A 23069-nucleotide genomic window follows, 5' to 3' on the forward strand; every position below is an offset into this window, starting at 1 on the left:
TGCAAGCGACGGAATGATCAGCCGATCTTCTCCTGCCGCTCCTGTTCGGTTTTACATTCGATACAGAGCGTAGTCACCGGCCGGGCCTTGAGCCGTGCCTCGCCAATCTCCTCTTCGCAATTTTCACAGATACCGAATTCGCCGAGTTCAATCCGCTCCAGGGCCTCGCGGATCTTCATGATCAGCTTGCGCTCGCGGTCGCGAATGCGCAGCTCAAAATTGCGGTCCGACTCCAGCGAAGCCCGGTCGGTCGGATCAGGGAAGTTGGTCTTTTCGTCGGTCATTTCGGAGACCGTCTTGCCAGCCTCGCGCACCAGATCCTCAAGTTGTTCCTGAAGAATCTTGCGGAATTCCTCGATTTTTGCCTTCTCCATGCGACGACTCCCTCGCTACCCAAGAATTTGACTAAAATGAACTACCCCGCAGCAAGCTACGGGGTATCAACAGCCTACACCCTTAGTAAAAATCGCGCAGCAAGCTGCGGGGAATTGAACCCAACTTTTGATTAAATGAAACCCCTCATTTTGTCAACCGAATAGCCCCGCCGACTCAGAGGCTCCCCCCCAACTGACCGTAAAGAATCAGGAGCAGCAGGAGGACCGCCAGCCAGCAGCTGACGATATCGCTGCTCTTGACCGGTGGCGCCGCGGCCATCGACCGGGTCTCCTCGGTGATCGCCTCCGGCGGCACCCGCTGCAGCAGATTGCGCACCAGCCCGGGAAAATCGGCGTAGGCGTTGGAGAGGATCAGGAAATCATCGCCGGCGCAGATGGTCAGAAAGACCCGCTTGCGCACCATCACCGTCTCCACCGCGGTCACCTCGGCGAGCAGCAACGACTTGTTGCGCAGCAGTTTGTGCGCCGTCAGCCGGACATCATCGAGCTCGGTGTGACGAAAGATACTCTCGACAAAGAGAATCAGCACCGGCAGGATCAGGGCGACCAGGATCAGGGCCTTGGCCGGCGGTTCGTCGCGGACAAAGCAGAGCACCAGCAGCAGCAGGCAGAGGCCGAGCAGCACCCCGAGGGGGAGCAGGAATGCCTTGCGAATACGGTAATTCAACAGTAGTGTCCGGTTAAGAAGTTGCATAGGCTCCGAAGTCCAAGTCAATGATATCGGGAGGCCCTAAGCCTGCGGCCGCATCCTCGGCGGCCTCGTTGCGAATATTGTTGCGAAGCTCACGCACCCTGTTGATGCTGACACGTTCGCCATGCTCTTCGTGGCAGTAGATGGCCAGCAGCAAATAAGTAATCAACCCTGCGAGGATCTGCACCAGCAGGCCGTAGGGACTGCGGGCAATCAGGTGATACACCTTGAGGTGGCGCTTCCACCAGGCGAAGAAGGACTCGATCGTCCAGCGTAGCTTGTAGATCAAGGCAATCTGCTCGGCGGTCAGATCGAAGCGGTCGGTGGCGACCCAATAGGATTTTTGGTCAACCTTGTAGCCGACCACACGCACTTCTCGTTCGGTCTGGTTGACATCTTTGGTGCCGAGCAACACCCTGGCGTCATAGAAAACATGACTGCCGGGGACAACAGGATTGGCGCTCAACTCCGTCTTACGAGAACTGGCTTTGATGCGGCAGACAAAGTGGCGCCCCTGATCCTGCCAGTCGTCAAAGTTTTTGTAACACTGGTAATAGCGGTCATAGACACCTGTCTGACCGGGAGCCACGAGCCGTTCCGCCTGAGGACGCTCGTCGCCCTTGCCGTCGGTTAATGTGACTTTCTGGGGGACACCACGACCGATATCGAACCCCAGGTGAACCTTGGCCTTTTTGGCTCCGTCTCGATAGTCCGCCCAGAGCATGGACAGCGTAGCGTCAATCAGCGAACCATCGACGGCGATCAGATCGCCGAGATCGGAGATGTCTTTGGCGACAGGAATCTTTTGTGAGACCTGTTTCTGCAGGTCTTCGTAAACATGAATCATCTGCTCCAGCCCTCGGGTATTGATCGCCTCAAAGAAGGCGCTTTTCCGGATACCGCCGGGCGGTGCAATATGAGTCGCGGCAAAATCTTCCTGCGTCAGAACCTGAAGCAGATGACGCCCCGAAGAATGCTCTTCGAGGTGATAGTAGGTCAGGATTTTCAACTGATCTTCAAACGTCATCTGCAGTGGCCTGTTGCCTCGGGCCTCAAGAACCGGGGCATGTTCGAGAGCGCCCTTGAACGGGGTAAAAAGTCGGACAATGGAGCGCCTGCTAAGCCGGGTACGGTGGCAGCGAACAAGTAATGACATTTTCGTAAATCCTCATATAAAATAGGTATTTACGAAAATCACCGCGCCGACTTCACGACGATTTGTCAAGCAAAAAATACGCTAACTTGTGAAAATATTTACAATTATCTGCAACTTTGGGTGAATGCAATTTGCTAACCGGACACTACTGGTAATTCAAGGTCGCGGCCACGAAATCATCCTCTCTTTGTTTCAAACAGGCCGGCCGGCCGCATCACGAATAAACGATCCGCTCTTGCCGCCATGCTTTTCGAGCAGCTGCACAGAGGCGATCTCCATCCCCCGGTCAATTGCCTTGCACATGTCATAAACGGTCAGCGCCGCTACCGATACGGCGGTGAGTGCTTCCATCTCGACCCCGGTGTTCCCAGTCACCCTGACCGTCGCTTCGATCCCGAGCCGCCCCGCGCCGGGGAAGGGGACGAAGTCGATCGCCACCGAGGTCAGGGCCAGGGGATGGCAGAGCGGGATCAGCTCCGCGGTCTTCTTCGCCGCCATGATCCCGGCGAGCCGCGCGACACCCAGGACATCGCCCTTCTCCAGGCTGCGGTCGAGAATCCGCTGCAGGGTGGCCTCCTGCATCCGCACCTCGCCCCTCGCCACCGCCGTGCGCCGGGTCGCCGGCTTGTCGCCCACCTCGACCATGATCGCGCGGCCGTCGGCGTCAAAATGACTGAATTTCTCCTCGCTCATCGACTTTTGCTCCTCACTCGAACAACTGGTCCAGCGCTTCCTCGGCGCTGCGCACCCCGCACAGGCGCATGCCCGGCGGGGACTCGAGATTTTTCAGATTGCCGGCCGGCAGCAGGCAACGGTCAAAACCGAGCCGGGCCGCTTCCTTGACCCGCAGCTCCGGCCGCGAGACGGCGCGAACCTCCCCGGCCAGGCCGACCTCACCAAAGAGGATGGTCCGTTCCGGGATCGGCCGGTTGCGATGGCTGGAGGCGAGCGCCGCCATCACGCCGAGATCGATGGCCGGCTCGACCAGCCGCACGCCGCCGGCGACGTTGAGGAAGATGTCCTGGGCCATCAGGGAGAGGCCGATCTTCTTCTCCAGCACCGCCACCAGCAGCGAGACCCGGTTGTGGTCGATCCCCATGGTGGTCCGCCGCGGGTTGCCGAGGGAGGAGCCGGAGACCAGGGCCTGCAGCTCGACCAGGATCGGGCGGCTCCCTTCGAGGGAGGGAACGACGGCGCTGCCGGCAACACCGACCGGGCGTTCGGCGAGAAAGAGTTCGGAGGGGTTGGCGACTTCCTGCAGGCCGGCCTCGACCATGGAGAAGACGCCGATCTCGTTGGTCGAGCCGAAGCGGTTCTTGACCGCGCGCAGGATGCGGTAGGGGTGGCCGGGATCCCCCTCGAAGTAGAGGACGGTATCGACCAGGTGCTCGAGCATCCGCGGCCCGGCGATGGCGCCGTCCTTGGTGACGTGGCCGACGATGAAGGTCGGCACCCCCTCGCCCTTGGCCTGCTGCATCAGCCTGGCCGCACACTCGCGCACCTGGCTGACACTGCCGGGAGCCGATTCGAGGGCGGCGGTATGAATGGTCTGGATCGAATCGATGACCAGGAAGGAGGGCCGGAGCTCCCGCACCCGTTCGAAGACCGCCTCAAGGGAGGTCTCCGCGAGCAGGTAGAGATTGGGGGAAGCGACCCCGAGCCGGTCACCGCGCAGCTTCACCTGGCGCGTCGACTCCTCTGCCGTCACATAGAGGGCCTTGCCGTTGGCGGCGAGGCGGTCGATCGCCTGCAACAGCAGGGTCGACTTGCCGATGCCGGGATCACCGCCGATCAGGGTCAGCGAGCCGGGGACAACGCCGCCACCGAGGACGCGGTCGAGCTCCAGGATGCCACAGCAGATGCGGTCTTCTTCGCTGATCTTCACCTCACTGAGGAGCTGGGGCTTGCCGGCCGGCGGCAATGCGCGGGCTGCCCCCCCCTTTGTTACCACCCGGGTCTCCTCGACGAGGCTGTTCCACTGGCCGCAATCGGGGCATTTGCCGAGCCACTTCGGGCTCTGCAATCCGCATTGCTGGCAGCTGTAGAAGGTCTTTGTCTGCTGGGCCAAATGTTTCCTCCCCCGAAAGTACCCGCATTCTAGGTGGCGGCTGCCGAGGTGTCAACTGATCCGCTTTCAGCTGATCCGGATTCGGCCCGGAGCATCCCGTCCAGACCGGCGCCAACGATTGCGGTGTTGCCGACCTTCCCATCTACCCCGTGCGGGACCGGCAAGAATTCGCTCGTTACGGAAAAAATGACCGGGCCGCGGAAAAAATTTGGGAATTCAGCCGCACCCGACCGGAAATAGGCGTTTTATTCGGTAGAATGAATGCGGACACGCCCAGGAGACGGAAGAATTAATCCGCCAGGAAGGGAGCTCGAAGCTCCCGTCGGGAACAAACCAGAATATCGAGGAGGACCCAATGCAAATGCAGATCAGGCCCATGGTGTCATTCGTTGCAGCAGTCGCCCTGCTCTTCTGCTCTTTCTCCACCGCTCAGGCCGCAGAAGAGCGCAACTACCTGATGGCTACCGCCTCCACCGGCGGCACCTACTACCCCGTGGGGGTCGCCCTGTCGACCCTGGTCAAGGTCAAACTCCAGCCTACCCAGAAGATCGGTATGTCGGCAATCAGTTCGGCCGGGTCCGGTGAGAACATCAAACTGCTGCGGGATAACGAAGTTCAGTTTGCCATCCTGCAGGGACTTTACGGCGTTTATGCCTGGAAGGGGACCGGCCCGATTGCGAGCGAAGGCCCGCAGAAAAACCTGCGTTCGGTGACGATGCTCTGGCAGAACGTCGAGCACTTCGCCGTCAACCGAAAATTTGCCAAGACCGGCACCGTGGCCGACATGGTCGCCATGAAAGGGGAAACCGTTTCCCTCGGCTCGAAGAACTCCGGCACCCTCGGCTCCAATACCGTCCTGCTGGAGAACCTCGGGGTGCCGAACGTTGAAACCTATTACAATCTCATCTACGTCGGCTACGGTCCCTCGGCGGACGCCATGCAGAACGGCCAGGCTGCCGGCATGAGCATCCCGGCCGGGGTACCGGCGGGGGCGATTACCAAGGCAATGGCCAATATGGGCAGCGACCTGGCGATCCTCGATTTTACCGATGCGGAACTGGCCAAGGCCGATGGCGGCATGGATCTCTGGACCCGCTACGTGATCCCGGCCGGCACCTACCCGGGGCAGGAGAAGGATATCAACACCATCGCCCAGCCCAACTTCCTCTCGGTCCGCGCTGACGTTGATGAAGACGCCGTCTACCAGATCACCAAGACCATCTATGAAAACCTGCCGTTTCTGAATGCCATCCACAGCGCCACCAAGGCGATGGCGATCGAAAAGGCGATCGCCGGGCTGCCAATGCCGCTGCATCCGGGCGCCGCCAAGTATTACCAGGAGGTCGGCATCAAGATCCCCGCCCGCCTGCTGGCCAACTGACGATGACTGGAGCGGCCGTCCGCAAGGACGGCCGCATTTCCTTGGAGTGAAGTCGTTATGAGTGCGCCGGATTCTGCTGCCGAGTCCCTCCCCATCCCCAGCCATGCCCTCCTCTTTATCGGGGTGACGGTTTCCCTGCTCCACCTCTGGTTCAACCTGGTCACCGTCCTCTCCTCCCTGTGGCAGAACTCCCTGCACTTCGCAGGATTTGCCCTGATGGCGGTGCTGGTCTACCCGGTGCGCAAGGATGGCGGACGCTTCTGGCAGGGACTCGACCTGCTGCTCGGTTTGCTGGCGGCCGGCTCTGCGATCTACCTGATCTCCATGGAGGACGCCATCTACGCCCGCGGCGTGCGTCTGCTGCCAACGGAATGGCTGGCCGGTATCGTCCTGATCCTTTGCGCCCTTGAATTGACCCGCCGGGTCGCCGGCTGGTTCATCCCGGTGCTGATCCTGATCGCCCTCTCCTACATCGGCTGGTGGGGGGGCGCCATCAGCGGCGTCTTCAAGTTCGCCGGTCTCTCCCCGGAGACGATCCTGTTCCGCAGCATTTACGGTGACGACGCCCTCTTCGGCACCATTGCCAGCATTTCGTCAAGCTACGTCTTCATGTTCATCCTCTTCGGCGCCTTCCTGCTTCGCTCCGGCGCGGGCGAGTTCGTCATCGACCTCGCCCGCGCCGTAGCCGGCCGCATGGTCGGCGGGCCGGGACTGGTGGCCGTGATGGCGTCGGGGCTGATGGGGACCATCTCCGGCTCGGCGGTGGCCAACACCGCCTCCACCGGGGTGATCACCATTCCGCTGATGAAACGGGCCGGTTTCCCCGCCAAGTTCGCCGCCGGGGTCGAAGCGGCCGCCTCCACCGGTGGCCAGCTGATGCCGCCGATCATGGGCGCCGGCGCCTTCGTCATGGCCTCCTACACCGAGATCTCCTACAACACCATCGTACTGGTCAGTATTCTGCCGGCGATCCTCTACTTCGCCACGGTCGGTTTTTTCGTGCGTATCGAGGCGAAACGCAGCCATGTCGATGCCCTCGACCATGAGGAGGTTTCGGCCCTCGCCGTCTTCAAGCGCGGCGGCATCGTCTTCCTCCTCCCGATTGCCGTTCTCATCGGGCTGCTGATCTACGGTTTCACCCCGACCTACGCCGCCGGCATCAGCATGCTCGCCGTGGTGGTCGCCTCCTGGTTCTCCCCGAACCGGATGGGACCGAAGGCAATCATCGAGGCGCTCGCTCTCGGCGCCCGCAACATGGTAATGACCGCCATCCTCCTCTGCTCCGTCGGCCTGATCGTCAACGTCATCTCCACCGCCGGCATCGGCAACACCTTTTCGCTGATGATCAACCAGTGGGCCGGGCACAATATGGTCATCGCCATTCTCCTGATCGCCCTCGCTTCGCTGGTCCTCGGCATGGGCCTGCCGGTCACCGCTGCCTACATCGTCCTCGGCACCCTCTCGGCGCCGGCACTGCATGCCCTGATCGCCGACGGCTTCCTGGTCGATGCGCTGATGAACGGCCAGGTCCCCGAGAGCGCCAAGGCGATCTTCATGCTCGCCGCCCCCGAGCACCTGGCGCAGATCGGCCAACCGATGACCCACGCCACCGCGCGGATGATCGTCGATGCGGTGCCGATCGACATGGCGAGCATGGTGCGCGAAGCGGTACTCAGCCCGCACACCCTCACCTACGCCCTGCTCTCCGCGCACCTGATCATCTTCTGGCTGAGCCAGGATTCCAACGTCACCCCGCCGGTCGCCCTGGCCGCCTTCACCGGCGCCGCCATCGCCGGCACCAAGCCGATGGAGACCGGTCTGCAGGCCTGGAAACTGGCCAAGGGGCTCTATGTCATCCCGCTGCTCTTTGCCTACACCCAGTTTATCGGCGGCTCCTGGGCCGGTGATTTCCTGATCTTCTTCTTCGCCTTTTTCGGACTCTACGCCTTTGCCGCCAGCATCGAAGGCTTTATGGAGACCCGGTTGCGCCTGCCGCTGCGCCTGCTCACCTTCGGTTGTGCCGCTGCCCTGCTCTGGCCCCTCCCCTGGTGGGGGCACCTGGCCGGGCTGGCGGTTTTGTCCGCAATTTTCTTTTTTAACTTCCACGCCTCCCGGCGCCAGCTCACAAAACCGGGAGAAACGGGAGCCTAGCGACCGGCAAGCCGATCAGCAGCACTCCAGTCCGACCCTCCCCACCCTTCGTGGCGTGCGGCTGCAGTGCAAGGCAGGCGTTGCGCGGGCCCTTGTTTTTCCGGCGCCAAACCAGCTAGAATGGCAAAGTTAACCTGAAAGGTGACCAATGCCCGGCTTTCTCCTCAAATACGGCCGCCAGTCGCTCCAGGCCGAGATCGCCGGCGGCCAGTTGCTGACGGTCGCGGACCGCGGCGCGACCGCCGAGCCGGAGGCGACGATCCGCGCCGCTCTCGCCGCGCCGATCGGCACCCTCCCCCTCTCCCGCATCCTTCAGCCGGGGGAATCGGTAGCGATTGTCACCTCGGACATCACCCGCTACACTGGCAGCGAGCTCTATCTCCCTCTGCTGGTTGCGGAACTGGAAAGCGCCGGGATTCGGCGTGCGGATATCGTCGTGGTGATTGCCCTCGGCATTCACCGCAAGCAGACTCCTGCCGAGCACGCCAGGACCCTCGGCCCCCTCTTCGGCCAGCTTCGCGTCATCGACCACGACTGTGACGACCCGGCGCAGCTGGTCGACCTCGGCCCCACCGCGGAAGGGCTGCCGGTACAGATCAACCGCACGGTGATGAGCGCCGACCGGGTGATCGTCACCGGCACCATCGGCGTTCACTATTTCGCCGGCTTCGGTGGCGGCCGCAAGGGGCTGGTGCCGGGGGTGGCGTCGCGCGCCACCTGCATGGCGACCCATTTCATGGTCTTCAACCCGCCGGAAATCGGCGGCAAGCACCCCCTCGCCGCTCCGGCGGTACTCGCCGGCAACCCCGTCCATGCGGCGATCCTCGCCGCCGCCCGCAAGGTGCAGCCCGACTTCCTCTTCAACACCGTCCTCACCCCCGACAAGCGGATTGCCGGGGTCTTCTGCGGCGAGCTGGAGGAAGCCCACCGCGCTGGCTGCGACTTCGCCCGCCGCCTTTATACCGTCCCGGTGGAGCAGCCGGCCGACCTGGCGGTGATCTCCTGCGGCGGCTGGCCCAAGGACCTCAATTTCATCCAGGCGCACAAGGCCCTCGACTACGGGGTCAAGGCGCTGCGCGATGGCGGCACCGCCATCCTCCTCGCCGAATGCGCCGACGGCTTCGGCAACCCGACCTTCTTCGACTGGTTCCGCTACCAGGAGCTGGACGCCTTCGAGGCGGCGCTGCGCAACCGCTACGAGATCAATGGCCAGACCGCCCACGCCACCCTCGACAAGGCGCGCCGCTACCGCATTATCCTGGTCAGCGCCTTCACGGGCGAGCAGACCGGCCGCATGGGGATGGAGAAGGCCGCCGACCTTGACGCCGCGCTGCGAATGGCGTATGAAAGGCTGCCCGCTGCGCCGCGGACGGTCGTCATTCCCGACGGCGGCACGGTGCTGCCGGTGACAATTACCCGCTGACCGCTCGTCCCAACTTCATTTCAAGAGAAGCACGAGGCCTGCCCATGCTTGAATCACACATCATCACCGAACTTAAAACCCTGGTCGGCGCCGCCAACGTCTCGACCGAAAACGCCGACCTGATCTGCTATTCCTACGACGCCACCCAGCAGCAGTTCCTCCCCGAAGTCGTCGTCCACCCGGGCTCCACCGAGGAGATCAGCGCCGTCATCAAGCTCGCCAACCGCGAGAAGATTCCGGTCTTTCCCCGCGGCGCCGGCAGCGGCTTCACCGGCGGGGCGTTGCCAACCAAGGGGGGGATCGTGCTGGTCACCGAGCGCCTCGACCAGATCCTCTTGATCGACGAGGAGAACCTGGTGGCGACGGTCCAGCCCGGGGTGGTCACCGAACAGTTCCAGCAGGCGGTGGAGAAGGTCGGCCTCTTCTACCCGCCCGATCCGGCCTCGCTCAAATTTTCGACCCTCGGCGGCAACGTCGCCGAGTGCGCCGGCGGTCCGCGCTGCGTCAAGTACGGCGTGACCAAGGACTACATCCTCGGCCTCGAGATCGTCACCCCGACTGGCGACATCATCCGCACCGGCGGCCCGACCATGAAGGGGGTGGTCGGCTACGACCTGACCAAATTGATGTGCGGCTCGGAAGGGACTCTCGGCGTGATCACCAAGATCGTCATCAAGCTGCTGCCGCTTCCTGAAGCGAAGAAGACGATGCTGGTCCTCTTCGACTCCATCGACGGCGCAGCGCAGGCGGTCTCGGCGATCATCCGCGGCAAGATCATCCCCACCACCCTCGAATTCATGGACGCAGCTACCATCGACTGCGTGCGCAAGGCGACCGGCCTGCAGGTCCCCGACGCCGCCAGGGCGGTGCTGATCATCGAAGTCGACGGCGATGCCGACGTCATCGACCGCCAGGCGGCGAAGATCGCCGAGATCATCCAGCCCCTCGGCGTCGTCGAGACCCGCATCGCCACCACCGCGGCGGAGAGCGAGGCGCTCTGGCAGATCCGCCGTTCGGTCTCGGCTTCCTTACGCAAGGTCAACCCCGACAAGTTCAACGAGGACATCTGCGTGCCGCGCTCCAAGGTGCCGGAGATGATCCGCAAGGTCGACGCCATCGCCGGCAAGTACAATATCCCGATCGTCAACTTCGGCCACGCCGGGGACGGCAACATCCACGTCAACGTCATGATCGACAAGAAGGTTCCCGGCGAACTGGAGAAGGCAGAGCAGGCGATCGAGGAGGTCTTCCGCGGCGCCCTGGAACTGGGCGGCACCATGAGCGGCGAGCATGGCGTCGGCATCGCCAAGGCGGCCTATATCCCGCTGGAGCTTTCCCCCGAGGCGAGCGAGTACATGAAGACGATCAAGCGCGCCCTCGACCCCAACAACATTCTCAATCCGGGGAAAATCTTCCTGGACAACTGAGCGATCTCCGCCACAGAGGCACAGAGACAGAGAGATAGGTCCGATATAGCTTTTCTCTGCACCTTCCTGTCTCAAGTGAGCGAAGCGAACGGGTGGCAGATAATCAACATGACCAAGCTGAAAGAACTCGAACAGTACCGCGCAGAGATCGAGCAGTGCGTCAAGTGCGGCGCCTGCCGCGCCCACTGCCCGGTCTTCGGCGCCGAAAAGCACGAAGGGCGGGTCGCCCGCGGCAAGGTCGCCCTGGCCGGGGCCCTCCTCGACGGCAAGATCGGCCTCGAGGAGAAGGTCCTCTTTGACCTCTCCCAGTGCCTCCTCTGCGGCAGCTGCACCGCCCAGTGTCCGAACAAGGTGCCGACCGAGGAGATCGTCGCCGCGGCGCGGCGGCGCATCGCCCGGGAGAAGGGGCTCTCCAGTTTCGGCCGCGGCATGACCACGGTATTGCGGCGACAGAAGCTCCTCAACCTGCTGGCGAAGACCGGTGGATCGATGGCGAAGCTGCTGTTCAAAAAGCTCCCCGAATCGAGCGGCCTGCGCCTGCGGTTCCCCCTCCCCTACCTCGACCCGGACCGCACTCTGCCCGAGTTCACCGCCAAGCCCTTCCGCGAGCGGGTGCCGGAGTGGATCGAAGGAGAGGCGGGTCAACCGACCGTCGCCTTTTTTACCGGCTGCGGCATCAACTACATGTACCCGGCGGTCGGCGAAGCGCTGCTGCGGGCACTCAAGTTCCTCGGCGTCAGCGTCGTCATTCCCAAAGACCAGGGATGCTGCGGACTGCCGGCGGTGAGCGCCGGCGCCGGCGCGGCGGTGGAGGAACTTGCAGCGCAGAACCTGAAGGCGTTGACCGCCCGGCCGGTCGACTTTATCGTCACCGCCTGCGCCTCCTGCCATGCCGGCCTCGGCAAGGTCTACGCCGACCTCGGCGCGGAGTACCGGGCGCTCGGCGCCAAGGTCGAGGATATCTTCGTCTTTCTCGCCAACCACGGCCTGCCGGAAAAACTTGCCGCCCTGCCGGCGGCGGAGAAGAAGGTCCGCGTCACCTACCACGACCCCTGCCACCTGCGCACCCAGGGGATCACCAGGGAGCCGCGGCGGATCCTTGCGGCGCTGCCCCAGGTCGAATTCGTCGAAATGACCGGCGCCGGCACCTGCTGCGGCCTCGGCGGCACCTACTCGGTCTATCACTACGAGACGAGCAAGCAGATCGGCGCCAAGAAGGCGACCGCTATCGCCGACAGCGGCGCGGCGCTGGTCGCCACCGACTGCCCCGGTTGTATCATGCAGCTGCAGGATTCGATCAACCATGCCGGTGGCCGCCAAAAGGCGGTGCACATCCTGGAACTGCTCAACGACGCCCTCCCCTGACCGTCGCGCCTCCTTGTCCCAGGCCAGCCGTCCGCTATAATGACCGCCAGGGAGGAGTCCCATGGAACGACGGCTCTGCATCCTCTGGCTGCTGATTATCTGCCTCCTGCCCGTTGACGCGGCGGCGGCGCCGGCATTTTCTGCTGGCGACCTGGAGCTGCGCATCCATCAACTGGTCAACGCCGAACGCCAGGCGCAACGGCTGCCGGCACTGACGTTCGATCAGAAACTGGCAAAGATCGCCCGCGGCCACAGCCAGGACATGGCCGAAGGCGACTACTTCAGCCATATCGACCGCGCCGGGCACACTCCCGGCGAGCGCGCGAACGCGGCCGGTTTCGCCTGCCGCGTCCGCCGCGGCCAGCTCATCGATATCGGGGTCGCGGAAAACCTCAGCCTCAACCACCGCTACAGCAGCATGAGTATCGTCGTCCACGACGGCCGGGAAGAGCGCAGCTATCGCTGGAACAGTCTCGACGAAATCGCCCGGAGTACCGTTAACGGCTGGTTGTCGAGCCTTGGGCACCGGGAAAACCTGCTCGACCCGACCCTGGGCAGCGAAGGGATCGGCATCGTCTTCGCCGCCGACGGCAAAATCTACATCACCCAGCTCTTCTGCTGACCAACCACGCTGCAAAGAGAAAAGCCCGGCAGGCGCTGAACGCCTGCCGGGCTTTTCTTTGTCCCTTCGATTTCAGACCCGTCCGGGTTTTGCGTCAGCCACCAATGCCGGTCATCGGCCGGCGGTTGCGGACCTGTCCCCCGTCGCCGAGCCGATGCCGCTCCGGCTTGGCACAGACCGCCCCCAGCAGCGCCTGGCAAAGCTCCTCGTCCCCGGCACCGGCCCGCAGCAACTGGCGCAGGTCGATCTCCTGGTCACCGAGAAGGCAGGGACGGATGCGGCCGTCGGCAGTCAGCCGCAAGCGGTTGCACTCGCTGCAGATATGCCCGGAAATGGCGGGGATGACGCCGATCTGTCCGACACTGTCGGCATAGCGGTAGAGCCGCGCCGGACCGGCGTTGCCCACTCGGCTGACCGGCAGCAGCAGGCCGAGCCGGGAGAGTTCTTCGAGAATGCGGGGGGCCGGGAGGCGGCGGTCCGCAGGATAATCGAGGCCCTGGCCGAAGGGCATGAACTCGATAAAACGCACCTCCCAGGGGTGGCGCAGGGTGAGGCGGGCAAAATCGATGATTTCGTCTTCGTTGACCCCGCGGATCGGCACCATGTTCAATTTCAGCGGCGCCAGCCCGGCCTGCTCGGCGGCCGCAAGGCCGGCCAGGACCCGTTCCAGCCCCTCCCGCCGGGTAATCTCGCGAAAACGCTCGGGCCGCAAGGTGTCGAGACTGACGTTGACCCGGGCCAAACCGACCCGGGCGAGATCGGCGGCGTAATCAGCGAGGAGCAGGCCATTGGTGGTCAGGACCACCTCGGGGCGCTCCGGCAGGGCGCACAGGGCCGCAACAAAATCGACAACACCGCGCCGGACCAAGGGTTCGCCACCGGTCACCCGGATCTTGCGCACCCCGAGTTGCACCGCCAGCCGGGCGACCCGCAGCAACTCCTCGTAGGAGAGGATGGCGTCATGCCCCAGCGGCGGCACGCCGTCGGCAGGCATGCAGTAGCGGCAGCGCAGGTTGCAGCGGTCGGTGATCGACAGCCGCAGGTAATTGATGGAACGTCCGAAAAGGTCTTGCAAGGTACCCCCGTGCCCGGTCCGTTGCCAGGCTGAACCACGCGGCATCATACCACTGCCGGCCGGTTTCGGGCAATGCCGGCGTCAGGCTCCGGGAGTCTGCTTGGGGAGGAACGGTTCGAAGGGCCGCTTGTCGGCGGAACAGCGATGGGCTTCCTCGGGAGAGATCTTCTTCGCCTTGAGCATCTCCATGATGTGCTGATCCATCATCTGCATCCCCTCGCCGCGGGCGGTCTGCATGATGGAGGGGATCTGGAAGGTCTTTCCTTCCCGGATCAGGTTGCTGACCGCCGGGTTGCCGACGAGGATTTCGAGGGCGGCCGCCCGCCCCTTGCCATCGGCGGTTTTCAGCAGCTGCTGGCAGATGACCCCTTTCAGGCTCTCGCCGAGCATCGTCCGCACCTGTTCCTGGGCATCCTTGGGGAAAGCGTCGATAATCCGGTCGATGGTCTTTGCCGCGGAGTTGGTATGCAGGGTGCCGAAGACGAGGTGGCCGGTCTCCGCCGCGGTCATCGCCAGGGAGATCGTTTCCAGGTCGCGCATCTCGCCGACCAGGATGACATCCGGGTCCTCGCGCAGGGCGGCGCGCAAAGCGCTGGCAAAGGACTGGGAGTGTTCCCCGACCTGGCGCTGGTTGACCAGGGACTGCTGGTTCTCATGGACGAACTCGAGGGGATCCTCGAGGGTCAGGATATGTTCCTTGCGGGTCTTGTTGATCAGGTCGACCATCGCCGCCAGGGTCGTCGACTTGCCGCTGCCGGTCGGCCCCGTCACCAGCACCAGCCCCTTCTTCAGCTGGGTCAGCTTGCGCACCCCGTGGGGGAGCCCGAGGTCGTCCGCGGTGAGAATCTTGCTGGGGATGATGCGAAAAACGCCGCCGATGCCGCGATGGGAATCGAAGATATTGCCGCGAAAACGCGCCACCTCGGGGAGCTGGTAGGCAAAGTCGAGATCGCGGGTCGCTTCGAAATCGGCGCGCTGCTTCTCGGAGAGGATCTCGAAGAGGAGGCCGCGGGACTGCTCCGGGGTGAGGGGCGGGTAGTTGAGCCGCTGCATTTCGCCATGCAGGCGCAGGATCGGCGGGGCACCGGTGGAGATGTGAAGGTCACTGGCCCCTTGCTGTTTCATGAGCTTGAACAAGCTGTCGATCTTGGCCATCAGCACCTCTCCGTTGCGAACAGCGGCATCCGCGAAGATTAAAAAACCTGCCGACGGGGGAGTGGGCAGGTGGCGGCAATCGGCAGGGTTCTGTCGCGATTTCGGCAACCCGGCCGTCCTTGCCGGCGGCTGCTGGAGCGTACCGGCCTGGGACCCGCGGCTTTGCGTCTCCCGGTCTCCCGGGATTTGCCTCTTCGATCCCGGCCATTCTGGCAAAAGGGGCGTCAGCTTGTCAAGGCGAATTGCCGGAAGAGTGCCGCCACGACCTTGAACCGACGCCCCCCCTCGTGGTACATTTCCACGGCAATACCACAGCCTGAAAGTCTGCTTTTCGGAAGGAACATTCATGAGCAAAGCACTTGGACTTCTCTCCGGCGGCCTCGACAGCACCCTTGCGGCGCTCACCCTGAAGCGTCAGGGTGTCGAGGTGACCGCCATTGCCTTCGTCACCCCCTTCTTCGGCGCCGGGCGGGCACGCAAGGCCGCCGCCGCCATCGATATCCCCCTGATCGTCAGCGACATCGCCGATATCCATCTCGAGGTACTGAAGGATCCCCGCTACGGCTACGGCAAGAACCTCAACCCCTGCATCGACTGTCATGCCCTGATGTTTCGCCTCGCCGGTGAACGGATGGAGAGGGAGGGGTTCGACTTCCTCTTTTCCGGGGAGGTCCTCGGCCAGCGCCCGATGAGCCAGAACATGACCGCGCTGGCGACGGTCGCCAAACACTCCGGACTGCGCGACCGGATCCTGCGTCCCCTGAGCGCCCGGCTGTTGCCGATCACGCCGATGGAAGAGGCTGGGCTGGTCGATCGTGAACAGCTCCTTGACATCCAGGGTCGCTCGCGCCGGCGCCAGGCCGAACTCGCCAAGGAGTGGGGTCTCACCGACTACCCCTCCTCGGGGGGGGGCTGCCTGCTCACCGAAAAATCCTTCATCGGTCGGCTCAAGGACCTGCTCAGCCATCATCCCGGTGCCACCCCGGTCGATGTGGAACTCCTCAAGCTCGGCCGCCAGTTCCGTCTCTCCCCCCGGGCCAAGCTGACCCTGGGCCGCAACCTCGCCGACAACGAGGCCCTTAAGGATCTGGCCCGGCCGGTCGACACCCTGCTGCGCGCCGCCGACTACTCCGGTCCCCTCGGCCTGGTCAGCGGCCAGCCGGCCGAGGCGGAGCTGCACCTTGCCGGTGCTATCGTCGCCGCCTACGGCAAGGGGCAGGCGGAAGCCGAGCTGACGATCCTGGCCCAGCAGGAAGAGGAACAGCAGGAGTTCTCCGTCGCCCCCCTCGACCGTGAAGGTTGTCGGTCCTTGCAGGTCGACTGAGACACATTGCCGGCACAAGCGCAGAGCGCCCCGGGGGATCACTCCTCCGGGGTGCTCTGCGTTCTGGCACGGGAAGTCGGCTCAGGGAGCCGTGCTGAAATGGCGCACCGGTCCCGGCGTCACCAAATCGCCGCTCTGGACAAACTTGGCGGGGTTGGCGAAATACCGGAAATGCTATCTCTACCTTCTCACCGCAAACGCTTTCGGATTACCTCCTATTTCCTGTTATCCGAGTCCGAAAGGGGTCGCACCGAGCAGTACGGTTGCCTTCCGAGCTTTGCATACGGCCGTCACTGCAGAACACGAATCTTACGGGACGCCCGGCGCAAAGGTCATGGCGCGCCCGTTTCATCAAAACAGCCGACCCACTCCACTGTCAGCGTCGCCACCCCGAACACCGTCTCTACCTTCCCTTTCAGGAGGTAGGGGCGCAGCCGCGTCAGCTTGCGACAGAAGCGGGCATAGGCGGCAGGGAAGAAGGTCGCGTCGAAGAGGGCGCTGGTGTCCTCGAAGGTGATGAACTCCATCGGCCGGCCATCCTTGTCCTGCACCGGCTTGCCGGTCACCCACCAGCCGATCATCGTCACGTAACGCCCGCTCCAGGCGCCGATCTCCCGCGCCGGCAGCGGCCGGATATGGGCGATGGCGCGCCGGTGCAGCTCAAGAGGGTGGCAGGAGACCAGCATCCCCAGGGTCTCGAGCTCCTGGTTCAGCACCGTGCGCCGGTCGTAGGGCGGCGGTGCCGGCAGCTCCGGGGTTGCGTCGAAAAGCGATGCTGTCCCGCTCTCCGGGGCGGCACGGGCGAGGAGTTCCCAGAGGAGTCGCGGCCGCTTCTCCCGCCCTTCCAGCGCATCGAAACAGCCGGCCTTGATCAGGCGCCGCACATCCTCCGTATCGAGCCGTACCCGTCGCAGGAAGTCGCTGAAGCCGGTATAGGACCCGCCGCGCTCCCGCTCGGCGAGGAGCGCCCGGCCCGCCGACCCGGTGAGTCCGTGGATCTGCATCAGGCCGAGGCGCAGCTCGTTGCCCCGGCCGGTGCAGGGGTGATCACTGGCGTTGATGTCGGGCGGCAGGACCTTGATCCCCATTCGGCGCACCTCGGAGAGGTAGGCGAAGGGGGAGTAAAAGCCCCCCTGGTTGGCAATCACCGCGGCCATGAACTCGGCCGGGTGGTTGGCCTTCAGAAAAGCCGCCTTGCAGCTGACCAGGGCGTAGGAGGCCGAGTGCGGCTTGCAGAAGGAGTAGCCGGCAAAGGAGAGGATCTGCTCCCAGATCGCCGCCACCACCGCTTCTGGCACCCCCCGCTCCCGGGCGCCGGCGCTGAACTGCTGCCGGTAGTCGGCCAGGGTCTGCGCCTTGTGCTTCTTGCTGATGATCTTGCGCAGTTGGTCTCCCTGCGCAGCCGAGAAGCCGGCCAGGGCCATCGCCAGCTGGGTGATCTGTTCCTGGTAAATGGCGATGCCGTAGGTCTCGTCGAGAACCCCGGCCAGGAGCGGATGGAGGTGCTGCCAGGGGGCGCCGTGCATGCGGGCAATGAACTCGAGGATGAAGCGGTTGGCGGCGGGGCGGATGATGGAGGAGGCCATCACCAGGTGCTCGAAGAGGTCGCATGCTGCACCGCGCGGGTTGTGCAGCCACATACGCCGCAGCAGCTGGCGGGTCGCCGGCGACTCGATATAGAAGCAGCCCATGGTCGCCCCTGAGCGGAGCAGTTCCCGGGTCGGCTCGTCGTCCAGCGGCCGCCAGCTGGCGTAGTCGATGATCGTGCCGGTATGGCGTTCCACCGCCGCCAGGGCGTCGCGGATCACCGCCAGCGAGCGGTTGCCGAGAATGTCGATCTTTACCAGCCCGGCCGCCTCGGCCTGGTCCTTCTCCCACTGGGTCACCGGCAGCCCCTTGGCGCTCACCTCCACCGGCACATAGCGGCGCAGCTCGTCGGGGACGATCACCAGCCCGCCGCAGTGCAGGGCGAGATGACGCAGCTGAGGGCCGAGGCGGGCGGCGATGCGCAGGATTTGCTGCCAGTCGGCGTCGAAGCTCTCGCCGGCGAAGAGCGGATGGCTGGCGACCGCGCCGGCGGTCTGGTCCGCCTTCCAGTAGCCGGAGACGCGCTCGGTAAGGCGCTTGATCTCGGCATCGGGAAGACCGAAGACCTTGGCCACCTCGCGCAGCGCCGAGCGCCCCTTGAAGCCGATCTGGTTGGCGACCATCGCCGCACGCTGCGCGCCGTAGCGGGCGAAGGCAAAATCGAGGATGGCGTCGCGCTCGTCCCAGGGGAAGTCGATGTCGATGTCGGGCGGGTCGCTGCGCCCTTCATGGAGGAAGCGTTCGAAGAAGAGGTTGTGAGCAATCGGGTCGACGTGGGTGATACCGAGGCAGTAGGCGACCAGCGAGGCCGCCGCGCTCCCCCGGCCGCAGGTGCGCGGCGACTGGGCGGCGATCTCCTCGACCACCAGAAAGTAATCGGCGAACCCCTTGGCGCGAATGATGGCGAGCTCCTTTCGCAGCCGCTCCTCCACCCGCCCGTCAATGGCGCCGTAGCGCCAGCGGGCGCCGCGCCGGGCGCGCTTTTCCAGTTGCGCGTAGGCCTGCTCCTGCCCCAGACCGCGAAAGGCCGGGAAGATGGTGGCGGAAAACTCCCAGTCGCTGCGGCACTCGACCGCAATTCTTCGACTGTTTTCCAGCGCCTGCGGGCAGTGGGGAAAAAACGCGGCGAGCTTTCCCGGCGCCAGCAGCAGGTCTCCCTCCCGGGCGGTATCGGCGGGGGCAAGGCGCGAAAGCTTGGTATTAAGGGCGATGGCGCGCAGCACCCGGTGCAGCTCGAAATCACCGGGATCGAGCAGCAGCGCCCGGCTGGTGGCAACGGGGGGGAGCCCCAGCTCGCGGGCGAGGGTGAGCGCCCGGTGCAGCTGGTGGCCGGGGGAGAGCTCGACATAGAGATGTTCGTCCCCCTGGCGACGCAACGGGGTGAGAATCTCGGCCTGGTCGGCGAGGATCGTCAGGCCGCGGCGATACTGCCGCAGCGCCGCGGCGAGGTCGAAGTCGGCGCGGCAATGGAGTTCCGAGAGGAGCCGGCAGAGGTTGGCGTACCCCTCGGCGTCGCGGGCGAGGAGCACGGCGCGCTTCCCCGCGTGGAGCGCCTCGGCACCGATGATCGGCCGCAGCCCGCCGCGCCGCGCCTCTTCGAGGAAGTTCGGGATGGCGTAGAGGCCGTTGCGGTCGGTCAGCGCCAGGCTCTCGAAGCCCATGGCCCGGGCGGCGGCGCAGAGCTCGGCGACGGGGCGCACTCCCCACTGGGGGGAGGCGGCGGAGTGGAGGTGGAGGGGGACGTAGCTCATGGGGGGAACCGGTTTCGCAGTGTGCCACAGGGGCCAGCAGCTGAAATTTTCTGTTCAAGGGCGTCTCTCACCCGTTCGCTACGCTCACTTGAGATCACGGAGGACACGGAGAAAATCTCAAAGCGTTTCGCGCGGATCACTTCGGATCAGATCTGATTAAGGTCGGATTGAACCAGTCCCAGGCCTGATCAGATTTTTATCCGAAGTGATCCGATTTGATCCGCGTGCAACCAGGTTTTCTCCGTGATCTCTGTGAGAGACGGCTTTCGCCGCCGTTTACGTCACCAGCGCCCGGCCACGCCGCAGCACCTGCATGCCGTAGCGGTCGCGCAGCGCGTCGATCGCCTGCTGCAGGGCGAGCTGGTGGGGGGACGGGCCAGCGGCGGTGAAGAGATCGACCTGGGGGGAGACCGGACCGAGGCGGGTGCAGGCGAGGCGCAGCCCCTTGACCCGCAGCCGCCGGCTGCAGGCACGGCGGAAGAGCTCTTCGGCCGCCGCCAGCAGCACCAGGTCGTGGTTCTGCGCTGCCGGCAGGCGCTGGCGGCACTCCTCGCGTACGCCGTCGACATAAAAGAGGGTCAGCGCCAGTTCCGCCGTCCCCGCTCCCTGGCGGCGCAGCCGCCGCCCGCAGCTCTCCGCCAGGCGGCAGAGTTCGGCGAGGAGCAGCTCGTCGTCATTCTCCTCGCGGGAGAGGAAGGCCTCCTCGACCACGCCGGGTGCCTGCCGCGGCGGCAGCACCGGCGAGGGGTCGATGCCGCGGGCGCGCTGGTGCAGCAGCGGCGCCAGCGGCCCGAAGGGGAGGCGCAGCTGGGCGATGGATAGCCGCGCCAGCTCCTCGACCCGGCGCAGGTTGAGCTCCTGCGTCAACGCCAGCTGGCGGGCGGCGCCGATCCCCGGCAGCACCGTCACCGGCAGCGGCCCGAGAAACCCTTCCTCGGCGCCGCGCAGCACGTCGCAGACCCCGGGGCGCTCGAGGTAGCCGGCGGCGATGCGGCTGACCAGCTTGTTGCCGGCGACGCCGACGGAGCCGGCCAGGTGCAGCCGCGCGGCGAGCTCTCGCTCCAGGCGCGCGGCGGCGTCGCGCCCCGGCCCGAGCAGCCGCCCGCAGCCGGTCAGGTCGAGGAAGAGGCGGCCGGCGGCGGCCGGCTCGATCAGCGGCGAGTAGGCGGCGCTGACCGCGAGCAGGGCGCGGCCGGCGCGACCGAGCAGTTCGGGGTCGGGGGGGAGGAGGAGCAGCGCCGGGCAGCGGCGCCGGGCCTGGAAGAGCGGCATGCCGGCGAAGACGCCGTCGGCGGCCGCCTCGGCGGAGACGCACTGCAACAGGGCGCGCTCCGAGTGGCCGGGGGCAACAGCGACCGGGCGACCGCGCAGCGATGAATCGACGACCCGGGCGACGGCGACGGCAAAGGCGGGGATCTGCAGGTGGAGGATATCGCGGGGCATGGGAAAGACGGACTAAATACAGTGGCGGATCACCCCGACCACCACTCCCTCGATGCGGAACTCTTCGCTGCCGTCGAGGAGGATCGGCTGCAGCGCCGGATTGGCGGGGTGGAGTTCGACGACCGCCCCTTTTTGCAGCAGGCGCTTCACCGTCGCCTCGCCGTTGATCAGGGCGACCACGGTCTGACCGCTCTCGGCGCGAGCCTGCTTGCGCACCACCACGTAGTCACCATCGAGAATGCCGTCGCCGATCATCGAATCGCCCCGCACCCGCAGCACGAAGTTTTCCCCTGGGCCGACCATCGACGGCGGCACCTCGATGGTATCGGCGGTAGCGATCGCCTCGATCGGCTTGCCGGCGGCGACCGTCCCGGCCAGCGGCAGTTCCAGTGCCGCCCCCTGCGGCCGCAGCACCCGCAGACCGCGGCGGGCGTTCCAGTCGCGGGAAAGCGCCCCCTCGCGTTCGAGGCGCACCAGGTAGTTCTGCACCGTGCCGAGGGAGCTGAACCCGAAGGCGCGGGCGATCTCCTGCTGCGACGGGGCGTACCCCTCGCGCTCGGTGTGGGCGAGGATGAAGTCGAGGACGGCTTTCTGCTTGGGGGTCAACGGGCTCATGGCATCCTCCAATGTGGTGGATGCTAGAATATGCGTAAGTTATGCGTAAGTCAAGGGGGAGGGGATTATGGCGATTGCCGCCCGCCAGCGCTTCAGACGAGGTCGGGGTTGTGGAGGAATTCGCCGAGCAGGTAGGACTCCGCCTTCTCCTCCTCCAGCCCCGCCGCCATCATCTGCTCCAGTTCCCAGTCGATATGGCGCTGCAGGGCGAGCAAATGTTCCTGCAGCCGCCCCTCGCGCTCGATACGCAGCAACAGGTCGGGCCGGCAGGTGGTAAGATAATCGAGGCGCATCCGGCCGAACCGGTTCAATTGATCCATGGTTCTCCTCACGTGGTTGCCTGACGCTGATTGTTACGGCCAAGAGTAAGGGTCCGATGAGGAGCGGATAAAAAGGGGACGAGGCGCCAATCGGCCCCTCACCGAACGCTCATCCGGCCGCAACAGTTCGCGCCCACGCTGAACGCCAATCCCGCCAGGAGGGTCACCATGCTCCGCAATATCACCGCCCGGCTCTACGCCGACCGACCCGACGAAACCCTCTACCACTACACCACCCTCAGAGGGCTGCTCGGCATTATCGGCAGCCGGACCCTCTGGGCCAGCGATATCCGCTATCTCAACGACTCAGCAGAGATGAAACACGCTGCCGACCTGATCAAGCGGGAGATCGCCCGCCGCATCGCCGCCGGCCACCCCAATCCGAAGTTGTTGAACCAGTTCCAGTACTGGGTCGGCCACCGCGTCACCCACGGCCACATGCTCTTCTCCGCTTCCTTCCGCAGCAACGGCAACCTCCTCAGCCAGTGGCGCGGCTACAGCACGCACGGCAAGGGGGTGAGCATCGGCTTCGATCCGGAGCAGATCGTCGCCCTCGCCCGGGCCCAGGATTTTCAGGTCGGGCGCTGCATCTACGCCCCGGCGCGGCAGCAGGAGCTGATCGGCACCGTGGTCGACGCGGTGGAGGCGGTCGCCGAAGAACAGGGGGAGTGCACCGACCCGGAGCGCCGTTCCCCCGACCAGTCCTACCACGACAGCTTCGAACTGGTGGAAAGCGACCTGCTGCGCATCGCTGCCATTCTTAAGCACCCCTCCTTTCAGGAGGAGGATGAGTGGCGGGTGGTTTCGCCGGTTTTCAGCGATCTCGCCACGGCACCGATCCACTTCCGCGAAGGGACCTCGATGCTCGTCCCCTACCTCGAATTCGGCCTTACCACCGGGGAGGAGACGCTGCAACTGGAACACCTCTTCCTCGGCCCCTCCCCCAACATCAGCATTTCGATGAACTCCCTGGAACTCTGCCTCGCCCACCACGGCATCCGCCCGGCTGCCGGCATCAGCTACTGCCAGATCCCCTACCGACAACGTTAGCGAACCTGGAAAGCCTTGCACCCGCCATGTGTCTCATGCGTCTCATGGGACACATAGGGCATATGGGACC

Annotated in this window: 18 protein-coding genes, 1 pseudogene and 1 riboswitch; of the genes and pseudogenes, 8 read left to right on the forward strand and 11 right to left on the reverse strand. The window is 64.8% G+C overall.

The genetic code is table 11. The annotated features are described in order from the left end of the window. Window positions 1–17: 17 nt before the first annotated feature. From dksA to radA, 5 genes and pseudogenes are all read right to left on the reverse strand, one after another. A complete protein-coding gene (gene dksA / locus DBW_RS16390; protein ID WP_066729011.1) occupies window positions 18–374 on the reverse strand; it encodes an RNA polymerase-binding protein DksA in 357 nt (118 codons plus the stop codon). A 175-nt stretch (window positions 375–549) separates the two neighbouring features. Further along, a complete protein-coding gene (locus tag DBW_RS16395; RefSeq protein WP_066729013.1) occupies window positions 550–1062 on the reverse strand; it encodes a hypothetical protein in 513 nt (170 codons plus the stop codon). 79 nt (window positions 1063–1141) lie between these two features. Then, a pseudogene (locus DBW_RS16400) lies at window positions 1142–2242 on the reverse strand (IS4 family transposase); the annotation flags it as partial. A gap of 192 nt (window positions 2243–2434) precedes the next feature. Beyond that, window positions 2435–2935: a cyclic pyranopterin monophosphate synthase MoaC gene (gene moaC, locus DBW_RS16405; RefSeq protein ID WP_066729014.1), complete on the reverse strand. Its 501-nt coding sequence runs from the start codon at window positions 2933–2935 to the stop codon at window positions 2435–2437. 13 nt (window positions 2936–2948) lie between these two features. Continuing rightward, window positions 2949–4310 (reverse strand): DNA repair protein RadA, encoded by a 1362-nt coding sequence (radA, locus tag DBW_RS16410; protein ID WP_066729015.1) that lies wholly within the window; start codon window positions 4308–4310, stop codon window positions 2949–2951. Window positions 4311–4671: 361 nt separating this feature from the next. Between radA and DBW_RS16415 the strand changes: the two genes are divergently transcribed. From DBW_RS16415 to DBW_RS16440, 6 genes are all read left to right on the forward strand, one after another. Next, window positions 4672–5691 (forward strand): TAXI family TRAP transporter solute-binding subunit, encoded by a 1020-nt coding sequence (locus tag DBW_RS16415; protein WP_231875350.1) that lies wholly within the window; start codon window positions 4672–4674, stop codon window positions 5689–5691. Between the two features lie 57 nt (window positions 5692–5748). Next, window positions 5749–7842, forward strand: coding sequence for a TRAP transporter permease (locus tag DBW_RS16420; protein WP_066729017.1), 2094 nt, complete (start codon window positions 5749–5751; stop codon window positions 7840–7842). A gap of 148 nt (window positions 7843–7990) precedes the next feature. Beyond that, window positions 7991–9265 (forward strand): nickel-dependent lactate racemase, encoded by a 1275-nt coding sequence (gene larA / locus DBW_RS16425; protein WP_066729018.1) that lies wholly within the window; start codon window positions 7991–7993, stop codon window positions 9263–9265. Window positions 9266–9309: 44 nt separating this feature from the next. After that, complete coding sequence (locus tag DBW_RS16430) at window positions 9310–10692, forward strand: FAD-binding oxidoreductase (RefSeq protein ID WP_066729019.1); 1383 nt, start codon at window positions 9310–9312, stop codon at window positions 10690–10692. Window positions 10693–10800: 108 nt separating this feature from the next. Continuing rightward, window positions 10801–12057, forward strand: coding sequence for a (Fe-S)-binding protein (locus tag DBW_RS16435; protein ID WP_066729020.1), 1257 nt, complete (start codon window positions 10801–10803; stop codon window positions 12055–12057). Between the two features lie 61 nt (window positions 12058–12118). Then, entirely contained in the window at window positions 12119–12679 is a 561-nt protein-coding gene (locus DBW_RS16440; RefSeq protein ID WP_066729022.1) for a CAP domain-containing protein, read from the forward strand. Between the two features lie 94 nt (window positions 12680–12773). On the opposite strand, the gene moaA is transcribed toward DBW_RS16440, so the two are convergent. Beyond that, entirely contained in the window at window positions 12774–13754 is a 981-nt protein-coding gene (gene moaA / locus DBW_RS16445) for a GTP 3',8-cyclase MoaA (RefSeq protein WP_231875351.1), read from the reverse strand. Between the two features lie 81 nt (window positions 13755–13835). Then, window positions 13836–14909 carry a type IV pilus twitching motility protein PilT gene (locus DBW_RS16450; protein WP_066729026.1) on the reverse strand — a complete coding sequence of 358 codons (1074 nt, stop codon included), beginning with the start codon at window positions 14907–14909 and terminating at the stop codon, window positions 13836–13838. 100 nt (window positions 14910–15009) lie between these two features. Further along, a riboswitch (cyclic di-GMP riboswitch) is annotated at window positions 15010–15110 on the reverse strand. A 145-nt stretch (window positions 15111–15255) separates the two neighbouring features. Between DBW_RS16450 and DBW_RS16455 the strand changes: the two genes are divergently transcribed. Continuing rightward, on the forward strand, window positions 15256–16233 hold the full coding sequence (locus DBW_RS16455) for a thiamine biosynthesis protein (RefSeq protein WP_066729028.1): 978 nt from the start codon (window positions 15256–15258) through the stop codon (window positions 16231–16233). Window positions 16234–16565: 332 nt separating this feature from the next. Here the strand turns inward: DBW_RS16455 and DBW_RS16460 are convergent, their stop codons facing one another. From DBW_RS16460 to DBW_RS16475, 4 genes are all read right to left on the reverse strand, one after another. After that, on the reverse strand, window positions 16566–19571 hold the full coding sequence (locus tag DBW_RS16460) for a DNA polymerase III subunit alpha (protein ID WP_066729030.1): 3006 nt from the start codon (window positions 19569–19571) through the stop codon (window positions 16566–16568). A gap of 276 nt (window positions 19572–19847) precedes the next feature. Next, the gene (locus DBW_RS16465) at window positions 19848–21014 is read right to left on the reverse strand and encodes a DNA polymerase Y family protein (RefSeq protein ID WP_066729031.1); all 1167 of its coding nucleotides are present in this window, start codon (window positions 21012–21014) and stop codon (window positions 19848–19850) included. A 12-nt stretch (window positions 21015–21026) separates the two neighbouring features. Further along, a complete protein-coding gene (lexA, locus tag DBW_RS16470) occupies window positions 21027–21629 on the reverse strand; it encodes a transcriptional repressor LexA (protein ID WP_066729032.1) in 603 nt (200 codons plus the stop codon). Between the two features lie 92 nt (window positions 21630–21721). After that, window positions 21722–21949, reverse strand: a complete 228-nt coding sequence (locus DBW_RS16475) for a TnpV protein (RefSeq protein WP_066729033.1) — start codon at window positions 21947–21949, stop codon at window positions 21722–21724. 168 nt (window positions 21950–22117) lie between these two features. Between DBW_RS16475 and DBW_RS16480 the strand changes: the two genes are divergently transcribed. Beyond that, window positions 22118–22999 (forward strand): DUF2971 domain-containing protein, encoded by an 882-nt coding sequence (locus DBW_RS16480; protein ID WP_066729035.1) that lies wholly within the window; start codon window positions 22118–22120, stop codon window positions 22997–22999. The last annotated feature ends 70 nt before the right edge of the window (window positions 23000–23069 follow it).

The organism is Desulfuromonas sp. DDH964 (genome assembly GCF_001611275.1).
Classification (GTDB): domain Bacteria; phylum Desulfobacterota; class Desulfuromonadia; order Desulfuromonadales; family DDH964; genus DDH964.